The sequence below is a fragment of the Pedobacter agri PB92 genome (assembly GCF_000258495.1).
Classification (GTDB): domain Bacteria; phylum Bacteroidota; class Bacteroidia; order Sphingobacteriales; family Sphingobacteriaceae; genus Pedobacter; species Pedobacter agri.
Genome location: NZ_AJLG01000021.1, coordinates 1 through 13,186, shown reverse-complemented (window position 1 = coordinate 13,186; position 13,186 = coordinate 1). Strand labels below are relative to the sequence as shown.

At 38.3% G+C, this 13,186-nt stretch carries 12 protein-coding genes; 5 read left to right on the top strand and 7 right to left on the bottom strand.

The genetic code is table 11. The features are described 5' to 3' along the window. Positions 1-21 precede the first annotated feature (21 nt). A complete protein-coding gene (locus ON09_RS04905) occupies positions 22-1,146 on the top strand; it encodes an osmosensitive K channel His kinase sensor (protein ID WP_010599945.1) in 1,125 nt (374 codons plus the stop codon). Positions 1,147-1,224: 78 nt separating this feature from the next. Then, the gene (locus ON09_RS04900) at positions 1,225-2,979 is read left to right on the top strand and encodes a HAMP domain-containing sensor histidine kinase (protein ID WP_010599944.1); all 1,755 of its coding nucleotides are present in this window, start codon (positions 1,225-1,227) and stop codon (positions 2,977-2,979) included. On the opposite strand, the gene ON09_RS04895 is transcribed toward ON09_RS04900, so the two are convergent. The 4 genes from ON09_RS04895 to ON09_RS04880 form a co-directional block, all read right to left on the bottom strand. Continuing rightward, a complete protein-coding gene (locus tag ON09_RS04895; RefSeq protein WP_010599943.1) occupies positions 2,976-3,452 on the bottom strand; it encodes an acyl-CoA thioesterase in 477 nt (158 codons plus the stop codon). The genes ON09_RS04900 and ON09_RS04895 overlap by 4 nt on opposite strands. 341 nt (positions 3,453-3,793) lie before the next feature. Further along, complete coding sequence (locus ON09_RS04890; protein WP_010599942.1) at positions 3,794-5,929, bottom strand: glycoside hydrolase family 97 protein; 2,136 nt, start codon at positions 5,927-5,929, stop codon at positions 3,794-3,796. A 127-nt stretch (positions 5,930-6,056) separates the two neighbouring features. After that, positions 6,057-7,310, bottom strand: coding sequence for a DUF2130 domain-containing protein (locus tag ON09_RS04885; protein WP_010599941.1), 1,254 nt, complete (start codon positions 7,308-7,310; stop codon positions 6,057-6,059). A gap of 84 nt (positions 7,311-7,394) precedes the next feature. After that, a complete protein-coding gene (locus ON09_RS04880; protein ID WP_010599940.1) occupies positions 7,395-7,775 on the bottom strand; it encodes an OsmC family protein in 381 nt (126 codons plus the stop codon). Between the two features lie 488 nt (positions 7,776-8,263). Here ON09_RS04880 and ON09_RS04875 point away from each other — a divergent pair, with 488 nt between their 5' ends. Beyond that, complete coding sequence (locus ON09_RS04875) at positions 8,264-8,629, top strand: YtxH domain-containing protein (RefSeq protein WP_010599939.1); 366 nt, start codon at positions 8,264-8,266, stop codon at positions 8,627-8,629. Positions 8,630-8,692: 63 nt separating this feature from the next. Next, positions 8,693-9,436 carry a YdcF family protein gene (locus ON09_RS04870; RefSeq protein ID WP_010599938.1) on the top strand — a complete coding sequence of 248 codons (744 nt, stop codon included), beginning with the start codon at positions 8,693-8,695 and terminating at the stop codon, positions 9,434-9,436. An 82-nt stretch (positions 9,437-9,518) separates the two neighbouring features. Here the strand turns inward: ON09_RS04870 and obgE are convergent, their stop codons facing one another. From obgE to ON09_RS04855, 3 genes are all read right to left on the bottom strand, one after another. Beyond that, entirely contained in the window at positions 9,519-10,514 is a 996-nt protein-coding gene (obgE, locus tag ON09_RS04865) for a GTPase ObgE (protein ID WP_010599937.1), read from the bottom strand. Between the two features lie 162 nt (positions 10,515-10,676). Further along, on the bottom strand, positions 10,677-11,246 hold the full coding sequence (locus tag ON09_RS04860; RefSeq protein ID WP_010599936.1) for an adenylate kinase: 570 nt from the start codon (positions 11,244-11,246) through the stop codon (positions 10,677-10,679). A gap of 364 nt (positions 11,247-11,610) precedes the next feature. Continuing rightward, positions 11,611-12,678, bottom strand: a complete 1,068-nt coding sequence (locus ON09_RS04855) for an SDR family oxidoreductase (protein ID WP_010599935.1) — start codon at positions 12,676-12,678, stop codon at positions 11,611-11,613. Between the two features lie 141 nt (positions 12,679-12,819). Between ON09_RS04855 and ON09_RS04850 the strand changes: the two genes are divergently transcribed. Beyond that, positions 12,820-13,186, top strand: a 367-nt coding sequence (locus tag ON09_RS04850) for a Crp/Fnr family transcriptional regulator (RefSeq protein WP_029204118.1), incomplete at its 3' end; no start/stop codon positions are given.

Here is a 13,186-nt window from a genome sequence, read left to right as displayed (position 1 = left end):
TGGCTAAGACAAATAAACACCATGCAAAGCAAAGACGATTCCGTTAAACACTTCCTCAATCTCATCAAAAAATCGAGACGAGGAAAACTCAAAATCTACATTGGGATGAGCGCTGGCGTGGGCAAAACCTATCGGATGCTGCAGGAAGCGCATGCACTTTTGCGCAACGGAATCGATATTTGCATTGGTTATGTAGAAACCCACAAAAGAGCAGAAACTGAAGCCTTGGTCGCTGGTTTACCCATACTTCCACGAAAAAATATTTTTTACCGGGGTAAGGAAATCGATGAGATGGATTTGCAGGGCATATTAAATCGCCACCCCGAAATTGTTGTGGTTGATGAACTGGCACATACCAATGCTGAAGGCAGTAAAAATGATAAGCGTTGGCAGGATGTTTTTGATATATTGGAGGCTGGAATTAATGTTATATCGGCTGTAAATATTCAACATTTAGAGAGCATAAATGAAGAAATTGAACATATTACCGGCATTAAAGTAACCGAGCGGATTCCGGATAAAATTCTCGAAGTTGTGGATGAAATTGTGAACATCGATTTAACAGCCGATGAATTGGTGACCAGATTGAAAGAGGGAAAAATATACGATAAAAGTAAAATCGGAAAGGCTTTACAGCATTTTTTTCAGGCTGATAAAATTTTGCAATTGCGGGAATTGGCTTTGAAAGAAGTAGTGCATCAGGTGGAAAGGAAAATACAAACTGAAATCCCAAAATCCATAAAACTTCGCCCCGAGCGATTTCTTGCCTGTATTTCTTCCAATGCGGAAACAGCTGGCGTAGTTATTCGCAAAACCGCCAGGCTCGCTTCCTATTACCACTCACCCTGGATTGTTCTGTATGTTCAAAGTGATGGGGAAAGTTTGGATAAAATCAAGCTTGATAAACAAAGACATTTGATTAATCATTTTAAACTGGCGACAGAATTAGGTGCAGAGTTGATTAAAGTTAAAAGCAACCAGATTACCCAAACCATTATTAAAATGGCAACAGAAAAAGAAATTACTACCATTTGCATTGGCAAGCCCCATTTAACTATTTTTCAAGTCATTATGCGAACGGCAATTTTTAATCAACTGTTACGTAATTTAGCCACAAAAGAAATTGATTTGGTTATACTATCGTAATCTTAACATGTCATTCTGAGCTTGTCGAAGAACATTTCGACAAGCTCAATGTGACAACTATTCTAACACAACATCATCATGAAAATCAAAACCAAACTTCGCCTCGGATTCGGATTTCTATTCATCATCGTTTTATCCTTTGGATTGATTGCCCTATTCTTTTTAAACGAGCTTTCAGATAAATCAAAAGTCATCCTCAAAGACAATTACAAATCGCTGAGATATGTTGCAGCTATGCGAAATGTTGTTGATGAGAGTGCTTTCCCATTATCTGCGGAAAAGGCCAAAATATTTGAACAAAATCTAAAAAACGAAGGACAAAATATCACTGAAACCGGAGAAAAATTAGCGTTTCAAAAATTAGCGGTGGCGTATGAAACTTTGACTAATGCTTCAACAAACAGCATTAATGAAAATAGCCTAAAAAGCTTACGTTCAGCTCTTCAAAATATAGAAGAGGTAAATATGAAAGCCATTTACGACAAAAATGAAATGGCAAATACTGCATCATCCCGAGCAAATTTGTATATCTCTATTGCGGCGATGGTTGCATTTCTCATTTTGTTTACATTCATCGTGAACTTTCCGGGCTTTGTCGCTAATCCACTAGCGGAATTTAGCGCTGCAATAAAGCAAATTGGCAGAAAAAACTATAAGCAGCGCCTTCATTTTAATAACCATGATGAATTTACTGAACTTGCAGATTCGTTCAATGGCATGGTTGTTAAATTAAATGAATGGGAGAATAGTAATCTGTCAAAAATCAAATCAGAGAAATCGCGTATCGAAGCCATTATTGCACAAATGCAAGATGCCATTATCGGTTTAAATGAAAAGGGAGAAATTCTATTTTTGAATCATTTAGCAGCAAAGCTGATGAATCTTGATGAAGACAAAATCATCGGCCAAAACGCAACAGAACTCATCAAGAAAAATGAATTATTAAAAAGAATTATCAAGCCTGAAACAGCGGAAAAAACTTTAAAAATTTATGCTGATGAAAAGGAATCGTATTTCTTATTAGAAAACCGCGAAATCATTATTCCAAATTATGAAACGCCTGAGGATAAAACTTTATTCGAATCTTCTAAATCGGCTGGAAGTGTTTATGTGCTGAAAAATATTACACAGTTTAAGGAATTGGATGAAGCCAAAACAAATTTCATCGCAACCGTTTCTCATGAATTAAAAACGCCGCTCTCCTCTATAAAAATGAGTTTAAAATTATTAAACGATAGCCGGGTTGGAACAATGAATGAGGAACAAAGCCAATTATTAACACATATTAAAGAGGATAGTGACAGATTATTGAAAATCACAAGTGAACTTTTAGATTTATCGCAGGTAGAAACCGGAAATTTAAAACTTACTTTCGCTATTACCAAGCCCGAAGACATTGTGAATTACGCGGTAGATGCCGTTAAGTTCCAGGCGGAACAAAAATCAATAAAATTGGAATTAAATTGCGATCAAAATCTGCCGAAGGTTAATGCCGATATTCAGAAAACCGCCTGGGTGATGGTTAACTTTTTATCAAATGCGTTGCGATACAGTTCAGAGAAATCAAGCGTTAAAATTGATGTTTTTCAGAAAGATAAATTTATTCAGTTTTCTGTGCGGGATTTTGGAAAAGGCATTGATGAAAAATACCAGAAACGGTTGTTCGAAAGGTATTTTCAGGTGCCTACAGATGGACAAAACAAATCGGGTTCAGGCTTGGGCTTAGCCATTTCCAAAGACTTTATCGAAGCAGAAGAAGGGAAAATCTGGGTAGAAAGTGCGATTGGAGAAGGAAGTTGTTTTAGTTTTATGCTACCGATAAATCAAGCTTAAACAATATAAGGTTCCATTTCCTTATCAATACTTTTACGTAATTCCATGAGTTTAATTGCGTAGCCATGCATGGCAATTTCTTTATCTGTTTTCGGCTTGAAAGATGGAATGGGTTTGGGTTGGCCATCATCGCCAACGGCCACAAAAACTATAATACAGTGGGTATTTTTCACAAAATCAGATTTACCTACTGGTTTTGAATAGGCATCAACAGCGATGTGCATACTGGTTTTGCCGGTATAGATAATCCGGGCTTCCATTTTCACCAAATGGCCAATATGTACCGGGCGAAAAAAACGAATTCCACCCACGTAAACGGTCACACAGTAAGAATCGCTCCATTGCAGCGCACAAGCAAACGCAGCCTGATCAATCCATTTCATCATCATCCCTCCATGAACCTTTCCACCGTAATTCACATCAGATGGTTCGCTTAAAAATTGTAGTTCAATGTGATTTTTTGTCCTGGCCATTTGGGTTGTGTTTGCTTTTATTTACCGCAAAATACGCAAAGTGAAAACGCAAAGAAAGAGAAGATGGATTTTTGTGTAAAAAAATCGTCATTGCGAGGCACGAAGCAATCTTGAAACGAAAGAATTTAATAGCTAACTCCTTAGGATTGCTTCGTGCCTCGCAATGACGGGGCGCCTATAATATAGCGCAGAAAATTATAATCTGCGTGAGCCCATTGTGCCAATAAAAAAGTCGTTCCAACTGGAACGACTCATTACTTAATAAACCTTTATGTACTTTGAGGTAACTAACTTCAACACTCCGCAAAAACTTAGCGTTCTTTGCTGTTAAATCATTAAACCTATTTTGCCATGATGCTGATTGCATAACCGCCACCAGGAGCACAATTTAAAGTCAACCTGGTTTTATTAGTTACTTCCATCTTGCGGATGGTATAAGCTTTTGGATTCGTTTCGTAATGCGCATCCTTTGCATCAGCATAAATGGTTGCAATATATTTTTTACCTGGATCTAAAAAGCTGAAATCAATCTTTGATGTACGGGCCACCTCATCATTTGTTCTTCCAACAAACCAGTTGTTTTTCCCTTTTGCCTTACGGGCAAATGTAATGTAATCGCCTGGTTCTGCTTCTAAAACTTTAGTATCATCCCAGTCAACCGCCACATCTTTAATAAATTGGAAAGCGTCCAAATATTTATTGTAGGTCTCTGGTAAATCCGCAGCCATTTGCAAAGGGCTGTACATGGTGACATAAAGTGCCAACTGGCGAGCTAAAGTTGTATGGACAAATGAATTATTTTCAGGGTTATAAGCACTTACTTTAGTTTCAAAAATGCCTGGCGTGTAATCCATAGGACCACCAATTAAACGGGTAAAAGGCAGAATAGTGGTGTGATCGGCGTTATTTCCTCCGAAAGCCTCATATTCCGTTCCGCGGGCAGATTCATTACCGATTAAGTTAGGATAAGTACGAGCCAAACCTGTCGGGCGAACCGCCTCGTGGGCATTTACCATAATCTTATATTCCGCAGCTTTTTCAATGGCGTACAAATAATGATTGTTTAACCACTGACCATAATGATGCTCTCCACGGGGAATCATATTGCCTACGTAACCGCTCTTCACCGCATCGTAACCATTGGCTTTCATAAATTTGTAAGCGGTATCCAAATGTCTTTCGTAATTACGAACCGATGATGATGTTTCGTGGTGCATAATCATTTTTACGTTTTTGCTTGCCGCATAGCGATGCAATTCTTTCACATCAAAGTCTGGATATGGCGTAACGAAGTCAAAAACATAATCTTTTGTTTTCCCGAACCAATCTTCCCAACCTTCATTCCATCCTTCAACTAATACACCGTCTAAACCGTGTTTAGCCGCAAAATCAATATATTCTTTTACATGAGCGGTATTTGCAGCATGCTTCCCGTTTGGTTTAGTTTTCGAATAATCGGTTACACCTAACTGCACACTAGTTAAATCGTTATACGCCCAGGTGCTTTTTCCAGTAATCATTTCCCACCAAACACCAACATATTTGGTTGGTTTTATCCACGATACATCTTTAAATTTTGTAGGTTCGTTAAGATTGTAAGTCAGTTTAGAAGTTAGAATATCGCCTGCTTTATCACTCACAATAATTGTTCTCCAGGGTGATACGCATGAAGCTTGTAAATATCCTTTATCCCCTACTGCATCAGGCGTTAACCAAGATTCTAAAACCATGTTTTTATCATCAAGATTTAACGACATTAGAGAATAGTTAACTAAAGCTGCCTCATGGATGTTGATGTACAAACCATCTGTGCTTTTCATCATTAAAGGTGTTTGTAAACCAGTTGGAGAAAAGGTAGTCTGCGATGCGTTTGGTGTTACTGCAGTTTTCATTTTGCCTCGCACTTCTGATAGGTTCGAAGTCGTGGTGCTATATTCCTGCGTATCGTAATCACCCGGTAACCAAAACGCTTTATGATCTCCAGCTAAAGCAAATTGCGTTTTTTCTTCTTTGATGATGAAGTAATCCAGATTCTTTTGTTCTGGAAATTCATACCTGAAACCAAGGCCATCATTAAATAAACGCATGCGAATAATAATGAAACGATTGCTTTCTTTTTGTGTGAGCGTAACCGCTAATTCGTTATAGTGATTGACAATTTCCTTCACCTCGCCCCAAACCGGTTTCCAGGTTTCGTTAAAAGTACTGGTTTTGGTATCCGTAATCGTGAAACCGTTCATTAAAGATTTACCTTCTTTAAGTTCTAAACCAAGTTTGCTCGTCTTGATTACGTCTTTGCCTTTGTATTTCAACTTGTAGGTTGGAACACCACCGTCAGCTAAGGAAAAGTTAGCTACCAAATTTGCATCAGGCGATTTTAATTCTTGTCCGGAAACGTTCCCGGAAAAAAGTAAAAAGCAAATAATTGCTAGCAATAGAGAGCGGTTAATCGATTTTTTGTTTAGGTTTTTATTCACTTTATATCATTTATTTTATAATCATTTACATTCCCCGTCATTGCGAGGCTGAGAGCAATCTCAATTAAGATCTATAAAAAGATTGCTTTGTGCCTCGCAATAACGAATTCATTTAGTTGTATCGTTTTTAATCTAACAGCAAGGTCTCATCCTCATCATCTGTTAAACTTAACTGAATGCTATCGCTCCCGGCAATTCCCTCAATCGAACCACGAATATGCGTGGCGTTTAACAACACTTTTTCCAGTTGCTTTTCACGGGCTTTCCATAAGCGTTCCATGGCATCGCGTTCGCGTTGGATGGATAATTTCATGCTCATAAAACCCTCGCGAATGGCTTTCCATTGCTCAGAAAATTCGGCTCCGGTGAGGTAATCGTATAACATATGCATTTTGTCGCCTCGGTTTTCCTGCGACTTCATCGCTGTAGATAAACGCAGGATTCCATCACGCAACACATAAGCTACGGCATTCACTTCCTCAAAAGAGCAGATCCAAACACCATCTTTCTGCCCGAAACAATCCATTCCCTTTGGGTAACATTGACTCACGATTACCGCCACATCAACGCCCATGCTTCGCATGTCTTTTTTCAGTTTTTCAATCCAGTCGCCACCAAAATCTTTGGTACGCTTGCTTTCATAAATAATTTTACCGCATTCCTGCCCGAATTGGTTACGCACAACTTGTACACAATCCGCACCACGTACCCCTTTGCCTACTTCTTCAATTAAATCGAAAGGGAAGTTGCTACGCAGTAATTCTTCCAGAATAAGTTCCTGTACTTCGCCTTGAAGCTGCATACTGCCCTGTTCCGCCTTTCGCTTCATTTCTTCGGCCAGTTTCTTTTGGTCGTCGAGTTGTTTTTCAAGCTCTTTTAATCGAAGCTGGTGCTCGGTATCTTTAATGCTATTTTTTTCAGCTTCCTGTTTACGAATCTGCTCCACCAACTCGTTGCGTTGCTCTTGCATTTTACGCTGGAAAGCCAGCTCCATTTCTTCCTCTTTTAGCTTTAAACTTTGCTCTCTACGCAAAAACTCTAACTCCTTTTCGCGTGCAAGTTTTAGCTTTTCTTCATTTTCCTTTGCATTGCCTTCCAGCATTTGCAATTTGGTTTCAAAATCTGATGCAATACTTTTACGCAGATTTTCTTCCAAATCGCCTTTCAGCTTATTCTTCTCTTCAATCAGTTTAGCTTCAAAAGTTTTTTGTTGCAGCTGCTTTTCGTTCTCAAATTCAGCAAGTCTTTTCTGCAACTTTGCATCATTTTCCTTTGTAAAAGCAATCATCTTATCACGTAACTCTCGCTTGTAATCTTCGGCCATGGCTTCTTCCATCGGAAAAACATGAGCACAGTTTGGGCATTTAATTTCGGTAGCCATAAATAATTTTTAATCACAAAGTTGAAGAGGTACAAAGATATTAAAGCTTTTTAGGAAAAGGTAAACGAGTTTTGCACCATTTTTTTAAAGCACTTTCGACCGAACTTCGTTACCTGCCGTCAGAATTTTACTTACCGGGCATTTCGCCGCAATATCCTCTAATCTTTGTTTCTGTTCTTCAGTCAACTGGCCGGTACAAGTAATCTCTTCCAGGAAAATATTCTGCGCATTCTCTATACCCATGTTCACTTCCACCTCAATTTTGTCAACTGCCCAACCCTTTCTATCTACATACATCCGCAGCGTAATGGCTACACAAGATGCAAGGGAAGCCATTAACAATCCTTTTGGCGCAAAGCCCTTATTCGTTCCGCCTAAATCTGCCGGTTCATCTATCACGATATCATGTGTTCCGTTTGTTACCGCACATGCATAATGCTCTTTGTTTATTGTTGCTTTTACCATTATTATTCAATTTAAAAGTTTAAACTTACCTAAAATCAAATTATTTTTTTTGGAAAATGAAGGGTTCCATGTGCATGGCGGCTTGTAGCCCTGCTTACCATTCCAAGTCCGCACTCGTACCTCGCTTGCGGGCTTTCCATTAAAATCAGGTTTAGAAACAAGGGTTAAGCAACCTGCAAAACGCTAAAATGGAAAAAGCTTTTGCTGTTTAGCCCCGATTGAAGTGGAAATACTTTTTATTTGTAGCAACTCTGAATAAACTGTCATGCTGAGGCACGAAGCATCTGCAACCGATGAAACTGATTCTTCTTGCCTCAGCAAAGCAGAAGTTTTAAAAAGATTGAAACAAAAAGCGGGACTGATTTTTAATAGCTGCTGCGTCATTGCGCTGCCAAAAAAAATCGTTTTAGAGGTTTGATTTACAATCGAATTTAAAAATAACGAAACATTATGAAGTAGCGTTTGTTCCTTTTAAAAAACACAATATCATGAAGTACAGAAAGTTAATCGGAAAATATTTTGCCCACAAATCAAACAGCAATGCTCAAATTGCTTTAGCGTTAGTTGCAGGATTAGCAGCAGGCGCAGTAATCAGCGTTTTATTTGCCCCCGATAGCGGTGCTGGAACCAGAGGTAAAATTGCCAGTGGTGCCAAAAATCTGCGTTATGGTTTTCAGGATAAATACAACCTTTTGAAAGAAAAAGTATTTGGAGTGGAAGCGATTGAGGAAGATATTGTTGAACATGAGGTGCCTCATTTTAAACATAAGGTTACTAAAAAAACTAAGTCAGACATAAAAGAAATTCTTGAACATGCCCATGAGAATGGTCAGGTACAGGAAGGACAAGGCTAGTTTAATCTGTTAAAAGTTTATTTTCTTAGAATTTGGTTATACATTTGGTTTTAAAACTGCCTAATGTCATTCATTTTTTCAAAGCTTTTAATTTTTGCACTACAGCCCATTATTTGGATTTTTGTAACACTTGTATTTGCCTTTTTCACTAAAAACCAACAGCGTAGAAAAAACCTCTTTATCTTTGGAATAATATTATTATTTGTTTTTTCTAACCGCTTTTTGGTTGGCAAGGTTTATAATATTTATGAGGCGACATATCCGCCTAAAAAGCAATATGATATTGGCATCTTGTTAGGCGGTTTTTCAAAATCTACAAAGGGTGGTCAATTGGCGGCAAACGAACGTGGCGACAGGCTTATACAAACCATTTATTTGTACAAAACTGGCGTAATCAAGAAGATTTTAATTAGTGGCGGTTCGGGTAAATTAATTGGTTCTGAATCTATTGAAGCCGATTTAACCTCAACTTATTTGCACAACATTGGCATTCCGGATTCGGCAGTACTGATTGAGAATAGAAGCAAAAACACCATTGAGAACGCAAAATATAGTGTAGAAATAGCCAATAGAAATGGCCAAAATGCATCGGTACTGGTAATTACAAGTGCCTGGCATATCCCTCGCTCCCGAATGATTTTTAATAAGGCTTTTAACCGAGAACTTGATTATTACCCGACTGATTTTATTGGCAAGGATAGTTACGATATTTCTGACTTTTATATGCCCGATGCTGGTACCTTAAGCTACTGGCAATATATTTTAAAAGAATGGGTGGGTTTGGTTGTAGATAAGTTTCGAAGCTGATTATTGCGTGATTTAATTGCTGAATTTCTGTTGTTAAATGGTTTCCAAAAATCAAGCAAAAATTAACGCATTAAATAATGATTTAAGCTTCAATTGCTTTCCAAAGCATATCTTTTAACTCTAAAATATTTTTTTCTGCAACTGATGAAATAAATATCGATGGAATATTTGGCAACTCCTGTTTCATTTCTGCCATGAGTTCATCATCTAACATATCAGATTTTGTAATTGCCAGTACATGCGGCTTTTGCATCAATTCAGGGTTGTAGGATTCCAACTCGCTTTTTAGAATTTCATATTCTTCTTTAATGGTTCTACTTGTATCAGCAGGAACCATAAATAATAATACAGAGTTACGCTCAATATGACGTAAGAAACGGTAACCTAAACCCTTACCTTTTGACGCCCCTTCGATGATACCTGGAATATCAGCCATTACGAAAGATTTCCCGCCACGGTAACTAACGATACCTAAGTTTGGAACAATGGTAGTAAAGGGATAATCAGCAATTTCTGGTTTAGCAGCAGACACCACAGATAATAAAGTTGATTTACCCGCATTAGGGAAACCTACCAAACCTACGTCGGCCAAAACCTTTAGTTCGAGAATATTCCAAACTTCCTGACCAGGCTCACCTGGCTGCGCAAACCGAGGTGTTTGCTGAACAGAGTTTTTAAAATGGGCATTACCCAAACCGCCGCGACCACCAGCAGTTAAAATTTTGGTTTCGCCGTGTTTGGTAATTTCAAAAAGGACTTCACCAGTTTCGGCATCTTTAGCGATGGTACCAAGCGGCACTTCTAAAATTTCATCTTTACCTTGTCGCCCAAATTTGTGCGAACTTCCGCCCGCCATTCCATCTTCGGCAATAATATGTTTGCGGTATTTAAGGTGCAATAATGTCCAAATGTTGCTGTTACCAACCACCGTAATATGGCCACCACGTCCGCCATCGCCGCCATCAGGGCCACCCATTGAGGTGAGGATATCTCTATGTAAATGTGCAGAACCTGCCCCACCCTTACCAGAGCGACAACAAATTTTTACATAATCCACGAAATTCGATCCCTGTGACATATTATTAATTTTTAGTTTGGCGATTTTGAATTAAAAACCGATGGTAAATTCTTATTATATTTTACTGTACGATTTAAGATTACAAAAATCGTTAAAAAACAAACATCCGCAAAAAACAACTATTGCTTTTTCTGCGGATGTTAATTTTTAAAAAATTATTATTTAAAACTGATCAATTACGTTGCAAAGATCAGTATAAACTCTTTCTATTTCACCTATTCCATTTACTTTTTTCAACTTTCCCTGCTCCTCATAATAAGGTAATACATGAATGGTTTTTTCAAAGTATTCTGAAATACGTTTTTTTAGTTTTTCTGCGTCATCATCCGGACGGCCACTTATCTTATGTCGTTCAGCAATGCGTTTTGTTAACTCTTCCTGATCAACATCTAAAGCGATAACGCCGGCAATTTTGCTTCCCTTACGCTCTAAAAATAAATCAAGCTCTTTTGCCTGAGGAACCGTGCGTGGAAAACCATCGAATACAAATCCCTTTGCTTCAGGATTTTTATCTACCTCTTCTTCAAGCATGGCAATTGTAATTGCATCCGGAACCAACTCTCCATCAGCTAACAACTGGCTAACTTTTTTTCCTAATTCTGTTTCACCTTTAACGTGTGCTCTAAAAAGATCGCCTGTTGAAACATGTACTAACTGATATTTTTCAATCAATTTTGCAGATTGGGTGCCTTTACCCGCCCCTGGAGGGCCAAAGAGAACTAAATTAAGCATTAACGTGGTTTAGGTTGTCTTTAAAACTAAGAGCCTTATTGTTGCGACTCATTTAAATTGAAAAAATAACACAAAGTGTTGCCTTTCAAGGCTGCAAATATATAATTATTAATTTAGATGAGTTTTATAAATGGCAATTTATTTAAAAAACTAACTTGTTTAAAACCAAACAAATTGTTTTAAGAAGAATGTTAGGCATTAAGCCACACCCACCTAACATCCTCATCTAAAAACCTCATTAATCCGAACAAAAAATTATAACAGAACTATTTCCATTGAAATTTTTATCGCAAATCTTGACAATATGTTAGTGGTAAATAAAAAAATCGTGGATTTATTATGGTTTTAGTTCGACATTTTCCGATTAAGGTATTAAATGACTCCGACGGAGCGTATCGAATAATTTATAAAATGCATCTTCAGTATCCTGAAATACTAAAAATCCCTTTTTTCTACTTTTTGACATGTCAGTCATCACTTCAATCGGCCTGCCAAGATCAAGATCGGTATGCCATGCAGAGGCAAGTCGACTTAAATTAGTTTCTTTCAGCTCGTGTTCTACCGCGATTTTTTTCCAAACTTCCGCATCATCTTTCATCTCTTGTTCAAGTGGGAAGATGGTACCCTCAAAACCCAATGATTCAATTTGAAAGTATGCTGCCAATCTTTTCCATAGCCGGCTCCAGCGGAACACATCGCCATTTACTACATTGAAAGCTTCGTTTTTTGCTGCATCGGTTGTTGATGCCCAGATAAGGTGTTCGGCCAACACACCTGCATCAGTAACATCTGACAAGCCATTCCATTGCGCCGCTGAGCCGGGCCACCTGAACTTGCGCCCTGTTGCCTTACAAATTGAAGCATAAACAGCTAAGGTAGTACCCAGATTCATGGCATTTCCAACTGCCTGACCAATGACCGTATGCGGCCGGTGAATACTCCAGGTGAAACCATCGCGAGCTGCCGCAGCGTAAACCTCATCTTCCTGAGCATAATAAAAATTCTCTATATCGAGTCTGGGATGCTCTTCTCTTAAAGGCGTTTCAGGTAAAAACCCATCTTGGGCATAAGCCTCAAACGGACCTAAATAATGTTTTAAACCTGTTACCAGGGCCACATGCACTACAGATTGATGTACAGACAATGCATCAAGTAAATTGCGAACCATTAAACTATTTACCCGAATATTTTCAGCCTCGGTATCATTCCGCATCCAGGTAGTAATGTAAACATGGGTGGGTTTTATTTCCGCTAAACTTAATTTCAGGCCATCAAGATCTAGCAAATCTGCCGCTACAGGTTTTAAGTTATTGATTTCAAGATTTGGATTCCTGGCCAAACCGTATGTATTCCAACCATCGGCAATCAGCTTAATTGCTAAGTTGCTTCCGGTAATGCCACTCGCACCAACTACTAATGCTATTTTATCCATTTTATTAATTTTAAAGTGATGTTCAAAATTACCTCAACAATTACAGCTGGCACTTGATTTGCGTCAATAAATATGCTTGATCTAAATCAAGCGCCAATCTTGTGTTGCGAAAACTTTATCTTTGCTTCAAAAAGTTCAGGCATGATCAACACCCTTTTCAGTCACATTGAAGAAAAAGTTTTGCTTAGTGATAAGGATAGAGAATTGATCGAGGGTTTCTTTTCGTTCAGAAAATTAAGAAAAAGACAATACCTGTTACAAGAGGGAGAAGTTTGCAAAAACCTCGTTTTTGTTGCCAAAGGCTTACTCCGCACCTACAATATCGATGAAAAGGGCAACGAACATATGAGCATTTTTGGCTGGGAAGGATGGTGGCTTTCAGATTTCAATAGCTTTCTCTCTGGCGAACCCGCTGTTTTTAATATCGATGCGATTGAAGATTCAGAATTATTGTTGCTTTCCAAAAGCAATTATGAAGCCTTAACTCTGGCAGTACCCACCATGGATC